Annotated in this window: 20 protein-coding genes and 1 pseudogene; 9 read left to right on the plus strand and 12 right to left on the minus strand. The window is 69.4% G+C overall.

The window, feature by feature from the left end:
* A pseudogene (locus AB6A66_RS15970) lies at positions 1 to 581 on the minus strand (hypothetical protein); the annotation flags it as partial.
* Between the two features lie 141 nt (positions 582 to 722).
* On the opposite strand from AB6A66_RS15970, the gene AB6A66_RS15975 reads away from it, so the two are divergent.
* The 6 genes from AB6A66_RS15975 (at position 723) to lexA (ending at position 5,594) form a co-directional block, all read left to right on the plus strand.
* Positions 723 to 1,304 (plus strand): aminodeoxychorismate/anthranilate synthase component II, encoded by a 582-nt coding sequence (locus tag AB6A66_RS15975; protein WP_371038364.1) that lies wholly within the window; start codon positions 723 to 725, stop codon positions 1,302 to 1,304.
* Positions 1,301 to 2,323, plus strand: coding sequence for an anthranilate phosphoribosyltransferase (gene trpD, locus AB6A66_RS15980; RefSeq protein WP_371038363.1), 1,023 nt, complete (start codon positions 1,301 to 1,303; stop codon positions 2,321 to 2,323). Before AB6A66_RS15975 ends, trpD begins: the two co-directional genes overlap by 4 nt.
* Complete coding sequence (gene trpC, locus AB6A66_RS15985) at positions 2,320 to 3,135, plus strand: indole-3-glycerol phosphate synthase TrpC (RefSeq protein WP_371056667.1); 816 nt, start codon at positions 2,320 to 2,322, stop codon at positions 3,133 to 3,135. Before trpD ends, trpC begins: the two co-directional genes overlap by 4 nt.
* Positions 3,135 to 3,611 carry a cyclic pyranopterin monophosphate synthase MoaC gene (moaC, locus tag AB6A66_RS15990; protein WP_371038361.1) on the plus strand — a complete coding sequence of 159 codons (477 nt, stop codon included), beginning with the start codon at positions 3,135 to 3,137 and terminating at the stop codon, positions 3,609 to 3,611. Before trpC ends, moaC begins: the two co-directional genes overlap by 1 nt.
* A complete protein-coding gene (glp, locus tag AB6A66_RS15995; protein ID WP_371056668.1) occupies positions 3,608 to 4,783 on the plus strand; it encodes a gephyrin-like molybdotransferase Glp in 1,176 nt (391 codons plus the stop codon). The genes moaC and glp overlap by 4 nt, the downstream gene beginning before the upstream one ends.
* A gap of 103 nt (positions 4,784 to 4,886) precedes the next feature.
* Positions 4,887 to 5,594: a transcriptional repressor LexA gene (gene lexA / locus AB6A66_RS16000; protein WP_371038359.1), complete on the plus strand. Its 708-nt coding sequence runs from the start codon at positions 4,887 to 4,889 to the stop codon at positions 5,592 to 5,594.
* Here the strand turns inward: lexA and AB6A66_RS16005 are convergent.
* On the minus strand, positions 5,588 to 7,636 hold the full coding sequence (locus AB6A66_RS16005; RefSeq protein WP_371056669.1) for a ComEC/Rec2 family competence protein: 2,049 nt from the start codon (positions 7,634 to 7,636) through the stop codon (positions 5,588 to 5,590). The two genes, lexA and AB6A66_RS16005, sit on opposite strands and share 7 nt — an antisense overlap.
* 187 nt (positions 7,637 to 7,823) lie before the next feature.
* Between AB6A66_RS16005 and gltX the strand changes: the two genes are divergently transcribed.
* The 3 genes from gltX to AB6A66_RS16020 all read left to right on the plus strand — a co-directional run bounded on the left by gltX (position 7,824) and on the right by AB6A66_RS16020 (position 11,474).
* Positions 7,824 to 9,239, plus strand: coding sequence for a glutamate--tRNA ligase (gltX, locus tag AB6A66_RS16010; protein WP_371056670.1), 1,416 nt, complete (start codon positions 7,824 to 7,826; stop codon positions 9,237 to 9,239).
* A gap of 114 nt (positions 9,240 to 9,353) precedes the next feature.
* Positions 9,354 to 10,649 (plus strand): citrate synthase, encoded by a 1,296-nt coding sequence (gltA, locus tag AB6A66_RS16015; protein WP_371038356.1) that lies wholly within the window; start codon positions 9,354 to 9,356, stop codon positions 10,647 to 10,649.
* Between the two features lie 171 nt (positions 10,650 to 10,820).
* Positions 10,821 to 11,474, plus strand: coding sequence for an alternative oxidase (locus tag AB6A66_RS16020; protein WP_371038355.1), 654 nt, complete (start codon positions 10,821 to 10,823; stop codon positions 11,472 to 11,474).
* A gap of 6 nt (positions 11,475 to 11,480) precedes the next feature.
* On the opposite strand, the gene AB6A66_RS16025 is transcribed toward AB6A66_RS16020, so the two are convergent.
* From AB6A66_RS16025 to AB6A66_RS16070, 10 genes are all read right to left on the minus strand, one after another.
* The gene (locus tag AB6A66_RS16025) at positions 11,481 to 12,257 is read right to left on the minus strand and encodes an enoyl-CoA hydratase-related protein (RefSeq protein WP_371038354.1); all 777 of its coding nucleotides are present in this window, start codon (positions 12,255 to 12,257) and stop codon (positions 11,481 to 11,483) included.
* An 81-nt stretch (positions 12,258 to 12,338) separates the two neighbouring features.
* Positions 12,339 to 12,794 (minus strand): cytochrome c-type biogenesis protein CcmH, encoded by a 456-nt coding sequence (locus AB6A66_RS16030; protein ID WP_371056671.1) that lies wholly within the window; start codon positions 12,792 to 12,794, stop codon positions 12,339 to 12,341.
* Entirely contained in the window at positions 12,791 to 14,779 is a 1,989-nt protein-coding gene (locus tag AB6A66_RS16035) for a heme lyase CcmF/NrfE family subunit (RefSeq protein WP_371056672.1), read from the minus strand. Before AB6A66_RS16035 ends, AB6A66_RS16030 begins: the two co-directional genes overlap by 4 nt.
* A gap of 55 nt (positions 14,780 to 14,834) precedes the next feature.
* Positions 14,835 to 15,422 (minus strand): holin family protein, encoded by a 588-nt coding sequence (locus AB6A66_RS16040; protein WP_371038351.1) that lies wholly within the window; start codon positions 15,420 to 15,422, stop codon positions 14,835 to 14,837.
* Positions 15,413 to 16,024 carry a holin-associated N-acetylmuramidase gene (locus AB6A66_RS16045; RefSeq protein ID WP_371056673.1) on the minus strand — a complete coding sequence of 204 codons (612 nt, stop codon included), beginning with the start codon at positions 16,022 to 16,024 and terminating at the stop codon, positions 15,413 to 15,415. The genes AB6A66_RS16040 and AB6A66_RS16045 overlap by 10 nt, the downstream gene beginning before the upstream one ends.
* Before the next feature lie 97 nt (positions 16,025 to 16,121).
* Positions 16,122 to 16,571: a cytochrome c maturation protein CcmE gene (ccmE, locus tag AB6A66_RS16050; RefSeq protein ID WP_371038349.1), complete on the minus strand. Its 450-nt coding sequence runs from the start codon at positions 16,569 to 16,571 to the stop codon at positions 16,122 to 16,124.
* Between the two features lie 19 nt (positions 16,572 to 16,590).
* The gene (argC, locus tag AB6A66_RS16055) at positions 16,591 to 17,619 is read right to left on the minus strand and encodes an N-acetyl-gamma-glutamyl-phosphate reductase (protein ID WP_371056674.1); all 1,029 of its coding nucleotides are present in this window, start codon (positions 17,617 to 17,619) and stop codon (positions 16,591 to 16,593) included.
* Between the two features lie 28 nt (positions 17,620 to 17,647).
* Complete coding sequence (locus AB6A66_RS16060) at positions 17,648 to 18,460, minus strand: glutamate racemase (RefSeq protein WP_371038347.1); 813 nt, start codon at positions 18,458 to 18,460, stop codon at positions 17,648 to 17,650.
* A 13-nt stretch (positions 18,461 to 18,473) separates the two neighbouring features.
* Complete coding sequence (locus tag AB6A66_RS16065) at positions 18,474 to 19,352, minus strand: lysophospholipid acyltransferase family protein (protein WP_371038346.1); 879 nt, start codon at positions 19,350 to 19,352, stop codon at positions 18,474 to 18,476.
* 88 nt (positions 19,353 to 19,440) lie between these two features.
* Complete coding sequence (locus AB6A66_RS16070) at positions 19,441 to 22,860, minus strand: indolepyruvate ferredoxin oxidoreductase family protein (RefSeq protein ID WP_371056675.1); 3,420 nt, start codon at positions 22,858 to 22,860, stop codon at positions 19,441 to 19,443.
* Positions 22,861 to 22,874: the final 14 nt, after the last annotated feature.

Raw genomic sequence — 22,874 nt, forward strand, 5'->3', positions numbered from 1 at the left:
GGCGCGCTGGCCGGCGCATCCGCCCGGTCCGGGGCTGCATCGCGTGCGCCCCCATCCGGCGCGGCCTCGGCAGGCGGCTCGGCTGGCGGGGCCAGCGCAGCGCGTTCCGGGGCGGCCGTCTCGGGACGCCCGGGCGCTTGCGGGGCGGCGGGCGGCGTTTCGCCTTGCGGCGCGCCGGGACCCTGCCCGGCCTGCGCGATCGTTGGCGCCGTGTCGGTCGCGGACTCGGCCTCGGGCGCGGGGCCGGGTTCCGGGGGGACGGCGATGTCGCCCGCCGGCGTGCCTGTTGCCGGCGGAGTGGCCGCTTCGCGCTCCACGCCCTCGAGCGTCGAGAGGTCGTCGGGCGCGGGCGCATCCGCGCGCGGCGCGTCCCCGTCGGGGGCGGGCGCATCCTCCGGGCCGGGCAGCGTGGCAGGTGTGTCCCCTGCGCCCCGGTCGAACCCCGATCCCGCCGGCACATCGAGCGCCCCTTCGGTTTCGGGCACCAGCCGCGGCGGGTCCGAATAGACCGAGAGCACCGCGACGCCCACCACCGAAAGCGCCGTTCCCCACAGAAATCCTGCCAGAGCTCCGCGTGCCATGGCCTTGCCTCTTCTTTGTTATCCCGCCGCGGGGTCGATCCCGTGCGGCTTGCCTGCCCCTTGACGCTTTCGCGCAAGCCTGAGCATGTATAGCCCGACACGGGGGCGCGCCTCCACCCCAAGTTTCACCGGGCCCGCTCGATGCTGCTCCTGATCGACAATTACGACAGCTTCACCTGGAACCTCGTGCATTTTCTCGGCGAGGAAGGCGCCCGTACGGTCGTGCGGCGCAACGATGCGCTGACCCCGGCCGAGGCGCTCGAGATGCGGCCGGAGGGCATCGTTCTGTCGCCGGGGCCGTGCGACCCGGACCGCGCGGGGATCTGCCTCGATCTCACCCGCGCGGCCGCCGAGGCGGGCGTGCCGCTTCTGGGTGTCTGCCTCGGGCACCAGACCATCGGGCAGGTCTTCGGCGGACGCGTGGTGCGCGCGGGGCGGATCGTCCATGGCAAGACGGACGAGATCGCCCATGAGAGCACCGGCGTCTTCGCGGGGCTGCCCTCGCCCTTCCGGGCCACGCGCTACCACTCCCTCGCCGTCGCCGAGGAGGGGTTGCCGGACTGCCTCACCGTGACCGCACGGGCGGGCGACGGCACGATCATGGGGCTCGCCCACCGCGAGCTGCCCGTGCATGGCGTGCAGTTCCATCCCGAGTCGATCGCCTCGGAGCACGGCCACCGGATGCTGCGGAACTTTCTCGACCTGACCCGCGTGGCCGCATGACCGAGGGGCTGAAGCCGCTCATCGGCGCCGCCGCCGATCGTGCGCTGACCTCGGAGGAGGCCGAGCGCGCCTTTCAGTGCCTTTTCGAGGGGGAGGCGACTCCGTCGCAGACCGGCGGCTTTCTCATGGCGCTGCGCACCCGCGGCGAGACGGTGGACGAATACGCCGCCGCCGCCCGCGTGATGCGCGCCAAGTGCCACAAGGTCGTCGCGCCGCCGGGCGCGATGGACATCGTGGGCACGGGCGGCGACGGCAAGGGCACGCTGAACATCTCGACCGCCGCGGCCTTCGTCGTGGCCGGCGCGGGCGTGCCGGTGGCCAAGCACGGCAACCGCAACCTGTCGTCGAGATCGGGCGCCGCCGACGCGCTCGCCCAGATGGGCGTGAACGTCATGGTCCACGCAGACGTGGTGGAGCGCGCGCTTGCCGAGGCGGGCATCGGCTTCATGATGGCGCCCATGCACCATCCGGCCATGGCGCATGTCGGCCCGGTGCGCGCGGAGCTCGGCACGCGGACAATCTTCAACATCCTCGGGCCGCTGACCAATCCGGCCGGGGTCGCGCGCCAGCTGACCGGCGCATTCGCCGGCACGCTGCTGCGTCCGATGGCGGAAACGCTCAAGCGGCTTGGCAGCGAGCGGGCGTGGCTCGTGCACGGCGCGGACGGCACCGACGAGATCTCGATCGCGGGGCCGTCGCGTCTCGTGGCGCTCGAGGAGGACGGCGCGATCCGCGAGGCCGAGATCCACCCGGAAGATTTCGGCTTGCCCGTACACCCCTTCGACGCGATCCTGGGTGGAACCCCGGCCGAAAACGGGCAGGCGTTTCGCGCGCTTCTCGACGGGGCGCCCTCGGCCTACCGCGACGCGGTGCTCCTGAACGCGGCCGCCGCGCTGGTGGTCGCGGGCCGCGCGGCGGACGAGCGCGAGGGCGTGGCGGTCGCGCGCGAAAGCCTCGACAGCGGCGCGGCGCGCGGCAAGGTAGAGGCGCTGGCCCGGATCACCACGGAGGCGACATGACCGACACCATTCTCGACCGCATCAAGGCCTACAAGCTCGAAGAGGTCGAGGCGTGCAAGGCCGCCAAGCCCATCGGCGAGGTGGAGACGGCGGCGAAGAACGCGCCACCCGTGCGCGGCTTCGCGGACGCGCTGCTGCAGGCCTCGAAACAGGGCTACGGCCTGATTGCGGAGATCAAGAAGGCGTCGCCCTCCAAGGGGCTCATCCGCGAGGATTTCGATCCCGCAGCGCTGGCGGCCGCCTATGCCGCGGGCGGGGCCGCGTGCATCTCGGTGCTGACCGACGCGCCAAGCTTCCAGGGCTCGAAGGAGGACCTCACCCTGGCGCGCGAGGCGTGCAGCCTGCCGATCCTGCGCAAGGATTTCATGTTCGACCCCTACCAGGTGGCCGAGGCGCGGGCGATCGGCGCGGACTGTATCCTGATCGTCATGGCCGCCGTCACCGACGAGGAGGCGACGGCGCTCGAAACCGAGGCCGCGCGCTGGGGCATGGACGTGCTCGTGGAAGTCCACGATGCCGAAGAGCTCGAGCGCGCCGGAAGGTTGTCCTCGCGCCTCGTCGGGATCAACAACCGGGACTTGCACAGTTTCGAGACGTCGCTGGGCGTGACGCGGAAGCTCGTGAAGCGGGTGCCCGAGGACAAGATCATCGTGTCGGAAAGCGGCCTGTCCAGTTCCGACGATCTCGCCGAACTCGCCCGCTATGGCGCGCGCTGCTTCCTCGTGGGCGAAACCCTGATGCGTGCGGACGACGTGGCCGCCGCGACGCGCGCTCTTCTGTCGAAGCCGCTCTTTGCCGGTGGAGGCATGTGATGGCAAGCCTCACCCACTTCGACGAGAGCGGGGCGGCGCAGATGGTGGACGTGTCGGGAAAACCCGCGACCGCCCGCACCGCGACCGCCGCCGCCTGGGTGAAGATGCGCGCGGAAACACTTGCGATCGTTGAAGAAGGCTCCGCGAAAAAGGGCGACGTGATCGGTGTGGCGCGGCTTGCCGGGATCATGGGCGCAAAGCGTACGGCCGAGCTGATCCCGCTCTGCCACCCGCTGCCGATCACGAAGGTCACGGTCGAGATCGAGCCCGACCGCGATCTGCCCGGGCTGCGCATCTCGGCGACGGTCAAGACGACCGGCCCGACCGGCGTCGAGATGGAGGCGTTGACCGCGGCCTCCACCGCCGCGCTCACCATCTACGACATGCTGAAGGCGGCGGAGCGCGGCATGGAGATCGGGGGCCTGCGCGTCACGCTGAAGGACGGCGGAAAATCGGGCCGGTACGAAGCGCCATGATCACCGTCGACGAGGCGCTCGCGCGCCTGTTCGCCCTCGTGGCGCCGCTGGGCGCCGAAGAGGTGCCGCTCGAACGGGCGGCGGGACGCGTGCTGGCACGGGACGCCGTCGCGGATCGGGATCAGCCGCCCTTCCCCGCCTCGGCGATGGACGGCTACGCGGTGGCGGCGGCCGAGGCGCGGCCCGGCGCGCGCTTCCGCGTGGTCGGAGAGGCGGCCGCGGGGCGGCGCTTCGCGGGCGCGCTCGGGCCCGGAGAGGCCGTCCGGATCTTCACTGGCGCGCCGATACCCGACGGGGCCGACCGCGTGGTCATCCAGGAGGACACGGCGCGGGAGGGCGAGACGGTCATGCTCCTCGACAGCCTCGGCGCGGGCCCGCATGTCCGCCCCGCCGGCGCGGATTTCCGCAAGGGCGACCGTCTCGCCGCGCCGCGCCGGCTGTCGCCCGCCGACGCGGCGCTTCTCGCGGCGATGAACCTGCCGCGGGTGACCGTGGCGCGCCGGCCCGAGGTGGCGATCCTCGCCACCGGCGACGAGTTGGTGCTGCCCGGCGAGCGCCCGGGCCCCGACCAGATCATCGCCTCGAACAGCTACGCGCTGAAGGCCCTTCTGGAGGCGCTTGGCGCGGAGGCGCGGCTTCTGCCCGTCGCGCGTGACACCACGGCGTCCCTGCGCGCCGGCTTCGAGCTGGCCCAAGGCGCGGATCTCGTGCTGACCGTCGGCGGCGCCTCGGTGGGCGACCACGACCTCGTGGGGCCCGTGGCCGCCGACCTCGGCATGGAGCAGGCGTTCTACAAGGTGGCCATGCGGCCGGGAAAGCCGCTCATGGCGGGCCGGCTGGGCGATGCCACGATGATTGGGCTGCCCGGCAACCCGGTCTCGGCCATCGTCTGCGGCCACGTCTTCGTGGCCCCGGTGATCCGCAAGATGCTGGGCCTCGGCGAAGCCCCCGCGCCGCGCCGGCAGGCCCCGCTTGCCCGGGCGGTGGCGGCCAACGGCCCGCGCGAGCATTACATGCGCGCACGCCGCACGGATACGGGGCTCTGCCCCTTCGACAGCCAGGACAGCGCGCTTCTGTCGGTGCTGGCCGAGGCGGACGCGCTTCTCGTCCGCCCCGCGTCCGACGGGCCCCGCGCCGCGGGCGAGATCGTGGACTTCATCCCGCTTTCCTGACGCAGCGTGGCCGCAACGCGACAGGTCTGATGTGGATAAGCTTGACACAAAACGGGAACATGCGTAGAACATCGGCAATCTGCACCGGGACGGAGGGCGCCCAATGCTCACGCGCAAGCAAATGGATCTGCTGGACTTCATCCACACGCGCCTGCAGCGCGACGGCGTACCGCCGAGTTTCGACGAGATGAAGGAGGCGCTGGACCTGCGGTCGAAATCCGGGATCCACAGGCTGATCACCGCACTGGAAGAGCGCGGCTTCATCCGCCGTCTCGCCCATCGTGCCCGCGCGATCGAGATCCTGCGCTTGCCCGACCAGCTGGCCCGGCGCGGCGGTGCCTCTGGCTTCGTGCCGCGCGTGATCGAGGGCGACCGCGGCGAGGCGCCGCCCCGCCCGGCGGCGGCGCGCGACGTGGAGAGCGCCGAGGCGATGGAGCTTCCGCTTCTGGGCCGCATCGCCGCGGGCACCCCGATCGAGGCCATCGCCGACGAGACGCCCCAGATCGCCGTGCCGGGCGCGATGCTCTCGGGCAAGGGCCGGCATTACGCGCTCGAGGTGAAGGGCGACTCGATGATCGAGGCCGGCATCAACGACGGCGACGTGGTCATCATCCGCGAAACCGGGGAGGCGCAGAACGGCGACATCGTCGTCGCGCAGGTTGAGGGCTACGAGGCCACGCTCAAGCGGTTCAAGCGGAAGGGCGACATGATCCTGCTGGAGGCAGCGAACGCCGCCTACGAAACCCGCGTGCTTCCCGAGGGCAGCGTGAAGGTCCAGGGCCGGCTGGTGGGGCTGATCCGCACCTACTGAGCCTGCGCCGCGGCAAGCCGAGCGGGCACCTCCGCCACGGTCGCGGGCGTCCAGAGCCTGCGGCCCTCCCGCAGGGTCGCGCTTTCGATTATGTGACCGCCGGGATCGGGCCAGATCGCAAGGCTGCCCGCCCCTTCGAGGCGCCGCGCGTCCAGCAGCAGGCAAGGCTGCGCGGGCCCGTCATAACGCTCCGTCATCACCACGATCTCGCCGGGCGCGCAGCCCTCGAAATTCGCCGCATGGCGCTTGCCCCAGACATGGCGCACCGGTCCCGCCTCGGGCCAGCGCGCCACGGCCTCTGCCCGCGTGGCGCCGTCGCCATCGTTCTCCAGCCAGACCGAGGCGGGAAACCCCGCGCCCCGCTCCTTGCTGAGCGCCCGGCCGTCCGCGGTCATCACGCCGACGAGCGCGCCTTCGTCCGCCACCAGCACCGGGGGCCGCGCCGTTCCGGTCCAGAGCGCAAGCGCGACGAGTGCAGGAACGAGGCCCGCCCACCGGCCATGGCCCCTCCAAAGCGCGACGAATGCGCCGCCGAGCGCCAGCAAAGGCAACACCGCGGGGGGCGGCGCGGGCACATGGCCGACGGCGTTCGGCATGCCCGCGGCCCTGTGCGCCACGCCGAGGATCCAGTCGAGGCCGAGCCCCATCGCCCGGAGTGGCACGGCCTCGCCGCCGAGCGGCATGAGCAGGATCGCCACCACGCCCGCCGGGATGACGAGCAGCCCCATCAGGGGCACGGCGAGCAGGTTGGCGGGCAAGCCGAAATGCGACAGCTGGTTGAAGTGCGCCGCGCCGATGGGGGCCGTCGCCGCCCCCGCCACCGAGGAGGAAATCACCACGGCCAGGACCGGCGCCAGCCACCGCGGCGGGCGCGGCCCCTTGCGCTCGCGCAGCGCCGCGAACACCGCCACGAGCGCGGTCGTGGCGGCGAAGGACATCTGGAACCCGGGGCCCATCAGCGCCTCGGGCCGAAGCGCGAGCACGATGAGGGCCGCCAGCGCCACAGCGCGAAGCGAGATCGCGCGACGGTCGAGCATCACCGCGAGAAGCGCCACTGCCGCCATCACGAAGGCGCGCTCGGTGGCGATGTTTCCGCCCGAAAGCGCAAGATAGCCCGCAGCGGCCAGGAGCGCGCCGCCGGCCGCGAGTTTCTTCGCCGGCAGCCGCACGCCCGCCCGCGGCAGTGCGAGGATGGCGAGGCGCAGCGCCGCGAAGACGAAGCCCGCGAGAAGCCCCATGTGCAGTCCCGAAATGGCCAGAAGATGCGCGAGGTTCGACTCGCGCAGGGCGCGAAGCGTATCCTGCCCGATGCCCGAACGGTCCCCGCTGAGCACGGCCGCGGCGAAGCCCCCCGCCTCGCCCGGCAGCGCGTCCTGCACCCGTGCCGAGAGCGCCATCCGCGCGCGCGCCACCGCGGCCGCCATCTCGGCCGAAGGCGGCGCGAGGACGAGGACCGGCGTGCGCGTGTAGCCCACCGCGCCAAGCCCCTGGAACCAGGCATGGCGCCGGAAGTCGAAGCCGCCGGGCTCGACCGGGCCTTGCGGTGGAGAGAGAAACGCGGTGAGGATCACCCGCGTGCCCGGCACCGGATCGAGGAACCCCTGTGCGCCATGGAGCGCGACACGCACCTTCGCGGGCGTTTCGCCCGGTGCCATCCGTTCCAGCCTCACCTCGTCAAGGGTCAGGCGCAGCGCGTCCGAAGCGGAGCGATCGATCGCGCGCACCCGCCCCTCCACCGCGCCATAGTAGCGAAACTCGAGAACCGGGGCGGCCACGACATGGGCGCGCGCGCCCGCGACCGCGAAGCCCGCCGCGACGAGCGCGACCGCCCAGAGCGCGGGCGCCACGTGCCAGCCCGCGCGCAGGGCCACCGCGCCCAGACCGATCGCCGCCACGCCCGCAAGCCCCAGCGTCTGCGCCGAGGGTTCTGCCGGCAAGGCGAAATAGAGGCCGATCCCCAGCGCGAAAAGGACCGCCGACCAGGGAAAGAGATGCCCGCGCTGCATCAGTAAGGCCCGGGCGAGCGCGCCTTCGTTCCACATGTTCCACCGTCCCCGCCGGCCCGTCCGGCGCGCGTCACAATGCGCCGTCATGGTTAGCAAGGGGTTAAGGCCCGGCCGCCGCCCGCGCGGCTTGTCCTGCGGCCCCGGCCTCGCTAGACAGGCGCGGAGCGCGCGCGTGGCGACACGCTGGCCCCGGAACGAACCGCACCCCGAGAGAGAGCGCCGAATGACAGACCAGGTGGTCACCCGCTTTGCCCCCTCGCCCACCGGGTATCTTCACATCGGGGGTGCCCGCACGGCGCTTTTCAACTGGCTCTTCGCGCGGGGCCGGTCGGGGCGCTTCCTGTTGCGGATCGAGGACACGGACCGCGCGCGCTCGACGCGCGAGGCGACGCAGGCCATCCTCGACGGGCTCGACTGGCTCGGGCTCGACCATGACGGCGAGGCGATTAGCCAGGCGGCCGGCGCCGACCGTCACGCCGAGGTGGCCCGCCGGATGCTGGCGGACGGCACCGCCTACAAGTGCTTCGCCACGACTGAAGAGATCGACGCGTTCCGCGAGGCGGCGCGTGCTGAGGGCCGCTCCACCCTCTACCGCAGCCCGTGGCGCGATGCGGACCCGGCCACGCACCCCGCGGACGCGCCCTTCGTCATCCGCCTGAAGGCGCCGCGCGAGGGAACGACCGTGATCGCGGACGTGGTGCAGGGCGATGTCACGATCCGGAACGACCAGCTCGACGACATGGTGCTTCTGCGCTCGGACGGAACGCCCGTCTACATGCTGGCCGTGGTGGTGGACGATCACGACATGGGCGTGACCCACGTGATCCGCGGCGACGATCACCTCAACAACGCCGCGCGTCAGATGCAGATCTACCGGGCGATGGGCTGGGACGTCCCGGTCTGGGCGCATATCCCGCTGATCCACGGCCCGGACGGCAAGAAGCTGTCGAAGCGCCACGGCGCGGTGTCGCTCACCGAGTACCGCGACATGGGATATCCGGCGCAGGCGATGCGGAATTATCTCGCCCGCCTCGGCTGGAGCCACGGCGATCAGGAGGTGTTTACCGACGAGGAGCTTCGGCGCCTGTTCTCGCTCGAGGGCATCAACAAGGCGCCCGCGCGGCTCGACATGAAGAAGCTCGACAGCATCAGCGGCCGCCACATCGCGGCGATGGAGGATGCTGCGCTGCTGCATGACCTGGAAGCTTTCCTGGCCGCGACGGGGCGTCCGCCGCTCGGCACCGAGAAGCGCGCGCGCCTCCTCATGGCGATGCCGCACCTCAAAGAGCGCGCAAAGACCTTTCCGGAACTCCTTAAAAAGGCGCATTTCGCCCTCGCCGACCGCCCCGTGGAGCCGGACGAGAAGGCCGGACGGGCGCTCGACAATGTATCCCGTGGCATACTGGGAGAATTGACGCCGCAGGTGCAAAGTGCTAGCTGGTCGCGCGACGCGCTGGAAGATGTCGCGACCCGCTTCGCAGAGGAAAAGGGCATGAAATTCGGCCAGCTCGCAGCGCCGCTCCGCGCTGCGCTGGCAGGACGCGCAGCGACACCCAGCGTCTTCGACATGATGCTGGTTCTCGGTCGCGCGGAAACCGTGGCGCGACTGGCCGACGCCGCCCGCGCCGGGGAAGAGTGAGACGGGGCGCGCTCGGGGCTTCGACGTCACGCGCGCGCAGCGGCCGGTCCAGCCGGCCCCGGTCGCCAACCGCAATGCGCCCGCGTCCCGGGCGCCGGAGACGAGGGAACCGAGATGCCTGAGAGCACGAAGACGGCACAGCTCACCATCGACGGCCAGAGCTACGACCTGCCCATGTTCAGCCCGACGGCGGGGCCCGACGTCGTGGACATCCGCAAGCTCTACAGCCAGGCGGGCGTGTTCACCTACGACCCCGGCTTCACCTCCACGGCCTCCTGCGACAGCACGATCACCTATATCGACGGCGGCAAGGGCGAGCTGCTCCATCGCGGCTATCCCATCGACCAGCTCGCCGAGAAGTCGCACTACCTCGAGGTCTGCTACCTGCTGCTTTACGGGGAACTGCCCGACGCGGCGCAACTCGAGGATTTCGAGAGCCGCGTGACCAACCACACGATGCTGCACGAGCAGATGCAGAACTTCTTCCGCGGCTTCCGGCGCGACGCGCATCCGATGGCGATCATGGTGGGCGTGGTCGGCGCGATGTCGGCCTTCTACCACGACAGCACCGACATCTCGGATCCCTGGCAGCGCGAGGTGGCCTCCATCCGGCTCATCGCCAAGATGCCCACCATCGCGGCCTGGGCCTTCAAGTATTCCGTCGGCCAGCCCTTCGTCTATCCGCGGAACGATCAGGACTACGCCTCGAACTTCCTGCGGATGTGCTTTGCCGTGCCGGCCGAGGATTACGTGGTGAACCCGATCCTCAGCCGCGCGATGGACCGGATCTTCACGCTGCACGCCGATCACGAGCAGAACGCCTCCACCTCCACGGTGCGGCTTGCCTCCTCGTCGGGGGCCAACCCCTTCGCCTGCATCGCGGCCGGCATCGCCTGTCTCTGGGGGCCGGCCCATGGCGGCGCCAACCAGGCTTGCCTCGAGATGCTCAAGGAGATCGGGGAGGTCGAGCAGATCCCGGAATACATCGAGCGCGCCAAGGACAAGGACGACCCGTTCCGCCTGATGGGCTTCGGGCACCGGGTCTACAAGAACTTCGACCCCCGCGCGAAGGTGATGAAGCAGTCGGCCGACGAGGTGCTCGAACTTCTCGGCGTGGGCGACAACAAGGTCCTCCAGGTCGCAAAGGAGCTGGAGCGCATCGCCCTCTCCGACGACTATTTCCGCGACAAGAAGCTCTTTCCGAACGTCGATTTCTATTCCGGCATCATCCTCGAGGCGATGGGCTTTCCCACCTCCATGTTCACGCCGATCTTCGCCGTCTCCCGCACCGTGGGCTGGATCAGCCAGTGGAAGGAAATGATCGCCGATCCGCAGATGAAGATCGGCCGCCCGCGGCAGCTCTACCTCGGCGCGACGAAGCGCGATTACGTGGACATAGAGGACCGCTGAGACCCACGCCCGCGACGCGCGGCACCGGCACCACTGTCGAAGAAAGGGCGCGGCGGCCACGTCGCGCCCTTTGCCGTTCATGTTGCTGCGCTTTGCCGCAGCGGTCGCAGGCTGCGGAGCGCGCCAAGTCTCCTATCTTTTCTGTCAGGAACATGATGACAGGAGAAAGAGATGGAACAGCCCCGCCGCATCGACACGCAAGGCGCCGAATTCGTGCCCGTGCATGTGGCGCCCCGCGACGTTCACGATCGCGTCGCGCTGCGCGTGGTCAAGGCGATGCGCTTCTTCGCCGATCGTTTCTTCGCAAGCCGTTACGGCCACCGCGCCGTGGTGCTGGAAACCGTCGCCGCCGTTCCCGGCATGGTCGGCGGGCTCTTGCAGCACCTCAAGGCGATCCGCCACATCCGCGACGACCAGGGTTGGATCCGCGAATTGCTGGACGAGGCGGAAAACGAGCGGATGCACCTGATGACCTTCATCAAGATCGCGCAGCCCACGCGCGTCGAACGGGGCCTGATCCTCTTCGGGCAGGCGGTGTTCTACAACTTCTACTTCTGGCTCTACCTGTTCGCGCCGCGCACCGCGCATCGCGTCGTTGGCTATCTGGAGGAAGAAGCCGTGGTAAGCTACACGAACTACCTGGGAGAGATCGACGCGGGCCGCGCGGACAACCCGCCGGCGCCCGCGATCGCGATCGAGTACTGGGACCTGCCGCCAGACGCGCGGCTGCGCGATGTCGTGATCGCGGTGCGCGCCGACGAGGCGCATCACCGCGACACCAATCACGGCTTCGCCGACGCCTACGCCAGCGGCACGGGCAACTGAACGGCTTCAGCGCCCCTCGAAGGTCGCGGGGCGCTTCTCGAGGAAGGCCAGAACGCCTTCCTTGAAATCCCGGCTCTTGCCGCATTCGCCCTGCAAGCGCGCCTCCAGCAGAAGCTGGTCGTCCAGCGTGGCCTCGAAGGCGCCGCGGATCGCCTGGCGCACCGCGTTGAACGCCTGCGTGGGACCTTTGGCAAGGTGCTCGGCGCGTCCGCGCCAGCGCTCCTCAAAGGCGTCGTCGGCCACGGCCTCCCAGATCATGCCCCACGCATCGGCCTGGCGGGCCGGAATGCGCTCGGCGAAGAGGGCGGCGCCCATGGCCTTGGCCAGCCCCATCTGCCGCGGCAGAATCCAGGTGCCCCCCGCGTCGGGAATCAGCCCGATCCGCGTGAAGGCCTGAACGAAATACGCGCTCTCGGCGGCGATCACCACGTCGGCCGACAAGGCAAGGTTCGCGCCGGCCCCGGCGGCGGGACCGTTCACCGCACTCAGAACCGGGACAGGGCAGTCATAGATCGCGCGCAGCATGGGTACATACTCGTCCCGCAGCACGCGTTCCAGATCCATCTCGTCGGCATTGGCGCGGTCGCCGAGATCCTGCCCGGAACAAAAGGCGCGCCCCGCGCCGGTCAGCACGACGACGCGCGCCTGCGTCCCGGCCGTGCTGACCGCGTCCCCGATCTCTGCCCGCATCTGGGTGTTGAGCGCGTTCATCTTGTCGGGCCGGTTCAGCGTGACGACCGCTGTCTCGTCCACGATCTCGAGCGTGATGGTCTGGTAGTCCATGTCCCCTCCTCCGATGCGTCTTTGCCGCGTTCTACCGGACAGGACGACGGAGGAAAGACAAAAGGCGCGCCGTGCCCGCGCTCACTCTCTCAGCAGGGCTTCGAGGCGCGCCCGCTCGTTGGAGCTCAGGCTTTCATCCGAGGGCGTCTGCGCTCGCGACCTGCCCCGCAGGTAGAAACCCGCGATCAGCAGCCCGACAAGCAGCATGGCGGGCGCGGCGCCCCACAGGATCCAGTTCGCGCCGGTTGCCGTGGGGCGAAGCAGGACATATTCGCCGTAACGATCGACGACGAACTCCACCACTTCGGCGTCGCTGTCGCCGGCCACGAGCCGTTCGCGCACCAGAAGCCGGAGGTCGCGGGCAAGCGGGGCGTTCGATTCGTCGATGCTCTCGTTGCGGCAGACGAGGCAGCGAAGACCCTCGGACAACTCCCGCGCTCGTTCCTCCAGTGCCGGATCGTCCAGCACCTCGTCCGGCTGAAGCGCGGCGAGCGGCGTTGCGAGGACCAGCGTCAGGACAAGCAGCAATCGCCTCATTCCGCCGGCACTCCGCGCGGCTCCAGCTTCTCACGCTGGCGTCGTGCCCCGGCCGCCACCCGGTAGCGACGGTCCGACAGGCTGAGCGCGCCGCCCAGCGCCATCAGCGCAGAGCCCGCCCAGATCCAGTTCGCCAGCGGCTTGATGTAGGTTCGCACGGCCCAGCCGCCATTGTCCTGCGGATCGCCGATCACGACATAGACGTCACGCAGGAGGCGGTAATCGATGGCCGCCTCTGTGGTGGGCATCCGGGCCACGGGGTAGTTCCGCTTTTCGGGCGTAAGCGTGGCCACCTGGCCCCCATCTTCGGTCGCCAGCGCGACCCGCGCCATCGTGGAGTAATAATTCCGGCCGACAGTGGGATCGTAGGGCAGCTCCTCGACCCCCTCGAGCGTCAGCACGAAATTCTCGACGCTCCAGCTCTCGCCCTCCTGAACGACCCGGATGTCTTCCTTTTCCCATGCGGTCAGCCCGGCGATGCCGACGATGATGACGCCGAACCCGGCATGTGCGACCGCGCGGCCCCAGTCGGCCCGCGGCAGTCGGCTCAGACGGATCGCACGCCGTCCCGCGCGTTGCCAGAGATCCACGCACGCGCCAGAGACGAGCCACGCGCCGAGCATGAGACCGATAGGTCCGAGAAGCGAATTGCCCGTCTGCATCGTCCAGGCAAGCCCGCCCACCGCAAGGGCGAGGATCAGCGCAGGCGTCAGCGTGCGCAGCGCCTTGCCAAGCCGGGCCCGCTTCCAGGGCATGACCGCGCCCAGCGGCAGAATCGCCCCGAGCACGACCATGAAGGGCGTGAAGGCGGCGTCGAAGAAGGGCGGGCCCACGCTGAGCTTCCGGTCGAAGAACATCTCGGCCACCATCGGCCAGAGCGTCCCCACGAAGACGACGAAACAGGACACGGCCAGCAGCACGTTATTGGCGACGAGCGCGCTTTCGCGGCTGACCACGCCGAAGACGCCCCGCGCCTCCATCACGCTGGCGCGTGCGGCGAAAAGGATCAGTGCGCCGCCCATGAAGGCCGCGAGGATCATCAGGATGAACACCCCGCGCTCGGGATCGGTGGCGAAGGCGTGAACGCTGGTCAGAAGGCCCGAGCGCACGATGAACGTGCCGATCAGCGAGAACCCGAAAGCCAGGATGGCAAGAAGGATCGTCCAGCTTTTCAACGCTTCGCGCTTCTCGACCACGATCGCCGAATGCAGCAGCGCAACGGCGAGGAGCCACGGCATGAAGGAGGCGTTTTCCACCGGGTCCCAGAACCAGAAACCGCCCCAGCCGAGCTCGTAATACGCCCACCAGGAGCCGAGCGCGATGCCGATGGTCAGGAAAACCCAGGCCGCGAGGGTCCACGGCCGAACCCAGCGTCCCCATGCGGCGTCCACCCTACCCTCGATCAGGGCCGCGACCGCGAAGCTGAAACAGATCGAGAGGCCCACGTAACCCAGGTAGAGGAAGGGCGGATGCAGCGCGAGGCCGGGGTCCTGCAGGAGCGGGTTCAGGTCCTGCCCGTCGAAGGGTGGCACCGCCATGCGCAGGAAGGGGTTCGACGTGAAGAGGATGAAGGCCAGGAAGGCGACGCCGATCATGCCCTGCACGGCCAGCACCCGCGCGCGGAGCGTGGGCGGCAGGTTGTTGCCGAACCACGCCGCCATCGCGCCGAAGAGCGCGAGGATCAGCACCCAGAGCAGCATCGACCCTTCGTGATTCCCCCACACGCCCGTGATCTTGTAGATGAGCGGCTTGGCCGAGTGCGAGTTCAGCACCACCAGGCGGAGGCTGAAATCGGAGGTCACGAACGCCCAGGTGAGCGCCGCGAAGGAAAACGCCAGCAGCATGAACTGCGTGGTGGCCGCGGGTTCGGCCACGGCCATCCAGCCGGGCCAGCGCCTGTGCGCGCCGACGAGCGGCACGACGGTCTGGAAGATTGCGACCAGAAAGGCGAGGACGAGGGCGAAGTGGCCGAGTTCTGTAATCATGCCCCGAATATAGCGGGGCGCGCGCGTCCGGCCAATCGGATTCGGTGCACCCGCATCAGCTTGTCGCGCCGGCCCCGCGCAAGGCACGCCATTCCGCAAGCGCCGCGTTCTCTGCGACCGCATCCGGAGGCACGGCGCGCGGCGCCGCGCCTGTGGTCTCTGCCGTCTCTGCCGCCTCCGCGCGTGTCATGCGCTGCGCCGCCGCCTCTGCCAGTTCGTGGGCACGGGCAAGGCCGAGCGCCGCCTCGCGCTGGAACTCCTGGCCCTTGGCTTGGTGGCGCGCGCCGAAATAGAAGCTGACGATCGCGCCCAGAAGCCACCAGAGAGGCTCTGGCACGACGGCGAGGCCCTGCATCCTCTCGGCGAACCAGACGGGCGACGCCATCGCCGCGCCGAAAAGCGCGAGCGTGCCGAGCGCCATGGCCGGGCGCGGTATGCGATTGGCGGCGTCGATGAAGCGATCGAAACGTCCCCGGCGCGGCAGGGCGAATTCGGCCGCGAACTGGGCAAGCGCCGCCTGACGGAAATCGGCGTTGCGGCGCGCCTCGGCCTCGGCGTTCACGCGGAAGACTTCCGCCGTATCGGCGAGGACGTTGCGCTCGCCACCAAAGAGAATGTCCAGAAACCGGCCAATCAGTCCCATGCCGACGTCCTTTCCGCGAATTGCTCGTCCGTCATGCGAAAGCGCGGCGCGATGAAATGCTCGGCCCGAAGGATCCAGCCGCCCTTTCCGCCCGTGCGCGTTCGGGCGTATTTGCGGCTGGCCGGGCGCGCGTCGGCGAGCCGCAAATAGTAGTTGCGCCGCGCAATACCGTAAGCGTCGGCGATGTGATCGGGCGCGGCCGCCGTGGCCCGGGTTGCCGCCGCCTCGGTCTCGGGCCCGATGATGCCATCCACCGTCACGCGCAGGCTCATATCGCCCAGAAGCCGCTGAAGGATACGGACCGCGTTGGCGCCGGCGTTGACGTACATGTCGAAGAGCTGCGGCTGAAGCGCGTCGGGCAGGCGCGCGAGCCCCGGTCTCTCGAAATAGTGGCGCACGAAAATGTCGACCGCCTCGCGCTTCGTGAGGCGCCGGACGTCGTTTTCCGTCACCCTCCCGTCCCCGTCGAGGTCGCGCCCGAGGCGCCGAAGGGTGTGGATGGTCACGCCGTGATTTGTTGCGCCGCCCGGATCATGCGGATCGTTCACGAAACCGCCTTCCCGGGCGACGATCTCCTCGGCGATTTCGCGAATGCCTGGCATCGTCCCGCACCTCTGCCTGAGTGGTGCGGGAAAGCTGGCGCTCTGCGGTTAAGAACGCGCTGGGGGAGCGTGCGTTGCGTGTTCCTGCGCGGGCAGGTCAGGACCCGCCGGAGGAGGGCTTGTACACGCCCTGCTCCTTGAGCGCGTCCGCGACTTCCTTGGGCATGTAGGTCTCGTCATGCTTGGCAAGGATCTCGTCGGCCACGAACACGCCGTCCACGAAGCGTCCGGTCCCGACCATGCCCTCGTTTTCCGCGAAGAGATCGGGCAGGACCCCGGTGAAGCGCACGGGGATGGAGGCGCCGCCATCCGTCACCGAGAAGCTGACGGTCTCGCCCTGCCCGCGCATCAGCGTGCCGCTTTCGACCAGCCCGCCCAACCGGAACGTTTCGGTCGGCGCGGGCGGTTCGGCCAGAACCTGGCTCGGGGCGCGGAAGAAGTTGATGCCGTCCCGCATGGCATAGCCGATCAGCCCGGTGGACAGGACGAGCGCGAACGCGGCGACCATGATCACCTGGATCCGACGTTTCTTTTTCAGGCCTTTCATGCGCGCACCGCCCTCGATCTCACGGGAAACAGGGCGCCAGCGTGAGCCCTGTATGCTCTGGCATATGTAGCATCAGGTTCGCGTTCTGCAAAGCCTGACCGGACGAGCCCTTGGTCAGGTTGTCGAGGGCGGCCACCACCATCGCGCGCCCCGGAACCCGGTCGCCAGAGACGCCGATATGGCAGTAATTCGAACCCCTTACATGGCGAGTCGACGGCAATTCGCCAAACGGCAACACCTGCAGGAACGCCTCGTCGCGATAGGCCTGCGACAGCGTGTCGTGGATCGCCGGCGCCTCGCCCTTCACGTAGGCGGTGGCGAGGATGCCGCGGTTCGCCGGCATGAGGTGGGGCGTGAACTGCACGTGAACGGGACGGCCCGCGAGGGCCGAGAACTCCTGGTCGAACTCGCCCAGATGCCGGTGCGTGCCCCCGTAGCCGTAGGCATGATAGCCCTCGGAGAGTTCGGCATGCAGCAGAGGCTCCTTCAGCGACCGACCGGCGCCCGACACCGCGCATTTGAGGTCGAGAACGATGTCGTCGAGGTCGATCAGTCCGCCCGCCACGAGCGGACGCAGCGCATACTGCCCCGCGGCGGCGTTGCAGCCCGTGCCGGCGACCAGCCGCGCGGCGCGAATTTGCTCGCGGTAGAACTCGGTCAGACCGTAGACGGCCTCGGCCTGCAGATCCTGCGCGCCGTGGGGCTTTCCGTACCACGTCTCGTAGTCTTCCGGTCTGCGAAGCCGGAAGTCGGCGGAAAGGTCCACGATCTTCACGCCGCGCGGCAGGTCGGCGATCACCGCCTGGCTCGTGGCGTGGGGCAGCGCGCAGAAGACCAGGTCGATACCGGCGAAATCGACCTCTTCGATCCGCGCAAGCGGAGGCAGGCCGAGATGGCGCAGATGCGGAAAGACCTGCCCCATCGCCTGCCCCGCCTTGCGGTCCGCGGTCAGCGCCACGATCTCCATGCCGCCATGGGTGGCGATGAGCCGGACAAGCTCTGCGCCGGTGTAGCCGGACGCGCCGAGAATCGCGATTTTCGCTGTCATGTGAATGTCTTCCGAAGCATTGTTGATTTCAGACGGCGGCGAAGGCGATCTCGCGTCGAAGAAACTGCACCGCGCGATCGCTCACGCGGCGCGGATCGCCCGTGGTCAGAAAACCCGCCGTGGCGCCGGGGCCCACCATCTCGGGGCGCCGGGCAACGTAGTCGGCAAGGCTTTCGGCGACGATCTCGGGCTGGGAATAAACCGCGACATGAGGGCCGAGCGCCGCGCGGAACACGTCCTCGACCAGCGGATAATGGGTGCAACCCAGCACCGCCGCCTGGGGATCGGGCATCTTGCGCAAGAGCGCCTCCACATGGCTGCGGACCAGCGCCTCGGCAAGGATCAGGTCGCCCTCCTCGATGGCGTCGACCACCCCGCCACAGGCCTGCGCCTCGACGTCCACGCCGATCGCGCGGAACGCAAGCTCGCGCTGGAACGCGCGGGACGCCACCGTCGCGGGCGTGGCGAAAAGCGCCACGTTCTTCAGGGCGACCTCGCGTGGTGGCGAGTTGTCGCCCCACTGCCGCTCCGTCAACGCCTCGATCAGCGGCACGAACACGCCGAGCACGCGCTTGTCGGGGGGCACCCAGGTCTCCTGGAGACGACGCAGCGCCGCCGCGGACGCCGTGTTGCAGGCCAGCACGACCAGGTCGCAGCCCTCTTCCCACAGCCGGGCGACCCCGCGCTTGGTGAGTTCGGTGATGTCGTCGGCATCGCGCACGCCGTAGGGGGCGTGGGCGTTGTCGCCCAGGTAGACGAAGGGGACGTCCGGCAATCGGCGCGCCACCGCGTCCAGAACGGTCAGCCCGCCGAGACCCGAATCGAAAATGCCCACCGCCATGTGCTGCGCTTTCTCAGGCGCGGTGCCTGTCCTCGAACTCGAAGCCGTAGTCGTAGGACGCAAGCGGCTCCGGCGACAGCTCATAGGTCTTGCGGCGCAGGAAGTCCATCATCTGGCGCGAATCGCGCGCCCGGGCGGCGAGTTCTTCGGCCGCGATGGGCTCTCCGATCACCACGCGCACCGGCGTGTCCACCCGCTTGCGGAATTCCGAGATCAGAAGCCCCATGCGCAGCGTGTAATGCAGGTGGCTGGCCAGCTGGAACATGCGCGAATTCGTGCCGTCGAAGAAGATCGGCACGACCTGGGCCCCCGATTTCGCCACCATCCGCGCCGTGAAGCTGCGCCAGCCCGGGTCCATCGGCCGCGCGAAGGGCCGCGCCGCCGTCGAGACGGTGCCGCCGGGAAAGACGCCCATCGCGCCGCCCGCGGCGAGGTAGGACAACGCCTCCTTGCGGGTCTCCAGCGTCTCGCGCACCGCGTCCTTCGTGTCGTCGAAGTTGATCGGCAGGATGACCCGGTTCAGGTCCTCCGCCTTGCGAAAGACCTTGTGGGCGAGGATGCGGAAATCGCCCCGCAGCACCGACAGGATGTATCCCATCATCAGCCCGTCGAGGATCCCGTAGGGGTGGTTGGCAAGCAGGATCAGCGGCCCCTTGCGCGGGATGGAATCGAGCGTGCCGCCGATCACCTCGAGCGAGAGGCCGTAGCGCTCCACCATGACTTCCCAGAAGTCCCGGCCGGCGGCCACCTCGTGCTCGTACCCTCTGGCGCGGCGGATCAGGCTGATCCGGCCGGTGAGGTTTTCCATCATCTTGATGAGTGCGCGGCCGCCCTTTGTCTGGGCGGAGTGGTAGTAGCTGATGTCGCGCGCGATCTGGCGCTGGCTGGCCATGGGTGGTTTTTCTCCGCGTCGGTCGCTGCGTAGTTATAGCTGGAGTCGGATTTTTTCCAGTTCCCATGACATCGGGGTGACGGCCGCGCTACTCGGCCGCCTGCCGGAGGGGCGCGCCGCCCGCGCGGAAGGCGGCGAGAAGCGCCTCGCGGCGTTTCGCGGCCTCTGCCTCGTTGGCCTGCTTCACCGGCCCGAAGCCGCGGATCGAAAGCGGAAGCCGGGCGAGGTCCACGGCGATCTCCCGGGTGGCGTCGTCCACCTTGGGCAGAACCTCCGCCATGTCGCGCTCGTACTGACGCAGGAGCGCACGCTCCATCCGTCGCTCGGCCGTGTAGCCGAAGGGATCGAGCGGCGTGCCGCGCAGCACGCGCAAGCGCCGGAGCGCGCGAAGCGGCCAGACCATCCACTCCCCGAAGGCGCGCTTCTTCGGCCGCCCGTTTGCGTCCTTGCCGGGAAGAAGCGGCGGGGCGAGATGGAAGGTCATGCGGAAATCGCCGTCGAATTCCGCCTCGGCCTTCTCGCGCGAGGACAGAAGCAGCCGCGCCACCTCGTATTCGTCCTTGTAGGACAGGAGCTTGTGATACCCCTCGGCCACCGCGGCCCGAAGCTCGGCATCCTCGATGCTGTCCACCAGCCGCCGGTAGCGCCGGGCGAGCCGCGGTCCTGCGTAGTCGCGCAGGTGCCGCTCACGGTAGTCGGCCTTGTCCTCGGCCGATGCGGGCAGGTCCACCACCTTGGGGGCGAGAAGCCGCGCCGCCTCTTCCGGCGCCGCCGCAGCCCAGCGACCCACCTCGAAGGCGCGAAGATTGGCCGTCACCGCCGTGCCGTTGAGGCGGATCGCTTCTGCGATCGCCTCGGCCGAGACGGGGATGAGGCCGCGCTGCCAGGCCGCGCCGAACACCATCATGTTCGAGAAGATCGAATCACCCATCACCGCGCGCGCCAGTTCCGATGCGTCGAGCAGGAGAAGATCGTCCTTCAGACGGCGCTCAAGCGCGAGCGCGAGCCGCCCGCTGGGCAGTTGGAACTCGGGGTCGCGGGTAAAGGCGCCGGTCATGATCTCGTGGCTGTTGACCACGGCGCCGGTGCGCCCCGTCGCCGTCAGGCCAAGCGTCTTGGCGCCCGCGCTCACCACCAGATCGCCGCCGATCAGCGCATCGGCCTCGCCGGTCGCCACGCGGATCGCGGTGATGTCCTCGGGCCGTTCGGCGATGCGGCAGTGGATGTGCACCGCGCCGCCCTTCTGCGCGAGGCCCGCCATCTCCATCATCGCCGCGCCCTTGCCGTCGATCTGCGCGGCCTGCGCGAGCACCGCGCCCACGGTCACGACCCCGGTGCCCCCCACCCCGGTGATGATCAGGTTGTGCGTGCCGCGGATCGCCGGCAGCGCCGGGTCCGGCAGGTCGGGCAGCTCGAGCTCGGCGGTGGCCTGCTTGCGCGGCGTCGCGCCCTCCAGCGTCACGAAGGACGGGCAGAAGCCCTTGAGACAGGAGAAATCCTTGTTGCAGGCCGACTGGTCGATCTCGCGCTTGCGGCCGAGCGCCGTCTCCTTGGGAACGATGGCCACGCAGTTCGACTGCACTCCGCAATCGCCGCAGCCCTCGCAGACGTCCGGGTTGATGAAGACCCGTCTGTCCGGGTCCGGAAAGGCGCCCTTCTTGCGGCGGCGGCGCTTCTCGGCGGCGCAGGTCTGGATGTAGAGGATCGCGGAAACCCCCGGGACTTCGCGCAATTCCGTCTGCACCGTATCGAGGTCGGCGCGCGGATGCCGCGTCGCGGTTTTCGGGAACCCGGCCCAGTCGGGTTCTTCCTTCTCGTCGAAGACGACCGCGATCCGCCCCACGCCCATCGCGTCGAGCTCGCGGGCGATCCGGTCGGGGGCGAGGCCGCCCTCGTTCGTCTGCCCGCCCGTCATCGCCACCGCGTCGTTGTAGAGGATCTTGAAGGTGATGTTGGTGCCCGCCGCGAGTGCCGCGCGGATCGCCTGGACGCCGGAGTGATTGTAGGTGCCGTCGCCCAGGTTCTGGAACACGTGCGGCGTCTTCGAGAAGGGCGTCTCTCCGATCCAGTTCGCGCCCTCCCCGCCCATGTGGGTGAAGCCGAGCGTGTTCCGGTCCATCCACTGCACCATGTAGTGGCAGCCGATGCCCGCATAGGCGCGGCTGCCCTCGGGCACGCGGGTGGAGGTGTTGTGCGGGCAGCCCGCGCAGTACCAGGGCTGGCGCGTCGCGATTTCCTCGGCGTTGTCGGCGCGCCGCGCCTCGGCGAGCGTGGCGAGCCCCGCGCGGATCGCGTCGGTGCCGCGCCCCTCCTCGACGAGGATCTCGCCCAGCTTCTGGGCGATCCCGACGGGGTCGAGCGCGCCGCGGGTCGGGAAAAGCTCCTCTCGGTGCATGGAGCCCGCGCCGCCCTTGTACCAGCCATAGACACGGCGGCCCCGGCGGTCGTCGAAGATCGCCTCCTTGATCTGCACCTCGATGAGCTTGCGCTTCTCCTCCACGACGACGATGAGGTCCAGCCCCTCGGCCCAGTCGTGAAAGCCCTGCATGTCGAGCGGAAATGTCTGGCCCACCTTGTAGGTGGTGATGCCCAACCGCTCGGCTTCGGCCGCGTCGATGCCGAGAAGCGACAGCGCATGGCAGAGGTCGAGCCAGTTCTTGCCCGCCGCGACGAAGCCGATCTTCGCGCCGGGCTTGCCCCAGACGCGCCGGTCGATGCTGTTGGCGCGGGCGAAGGCTTCGGCGGCGAAGCGTTTGAAGTCGATCATCCGCGCTTCCTGCGCGTGCGGGGTGTCCTGAAGCCGGATGTTGAGCCCGCCCTCGGGCAGGTCGAACTCGGGCCGGACGAGCTGCATCCGGTCGGGCCGGCCATCGACCACCGCCGTGGCCTCGATCGTGTCCTTCATCGTCTTGAGCCCGACCCAGACACCGGCGAAGCGCGACAGCGCCCAGCCGTAGATGCCGTAATCCAGGATCTCCTGCACGCCGGCCGGGCTCACCACGGGCATGTAGGCGTCCACGAGCGCCCACTCGGACTGGTGAAGCACCGTGGAGCTTTCGCCGGTGTGGTCGTCGCCCATCGCCATCAGCACGCCGCCATTGGGCGATGTTCCGGCCATGTTGGCGTGGCGCATCACGTCGCCCGAGCGGTCGACACCGGGCCCCTTGCCGTACCAGAGCCCGAAGACGCCGTCGTATTTCCCCTCGCCGCGCAGTTCCGCCTGCTGGCTCCCCCAGAGCGCGGTGGCGGCAAGATCCTCGTTCAGACCGGGCTGGAAGAGGACATCCGCATCGGCGAGCGGCTTCGCGGCCCGGGCCATCTGCATGTCCACGGCGCCAAGCGGGGAGCCCCGGTAGCCGGTGACATAGCCTGCGGTGTTCAGTCCCGCCGCGCGATCGCGCGCCTTCTGCATCAGCATCAAGCGCGCGAGCGCCTGGGTGCCGTTCAGCAGAACGGGCGATTTCGACAGGTCGAACCGGTCGTCCAGGGAAACCTTCTGAAGGCTCATCTGGCATCCTCCTG

Origin of the sequence: Rhodosalinus sp. K401 (genome assembly GCF_041365735.1) — a bacterium.
GTDB lineage: Bacteria > Pseudomonadota > Alphaproteobacteria > Rhodobacterales > Rhodobacteraceae > Rhodosalinus.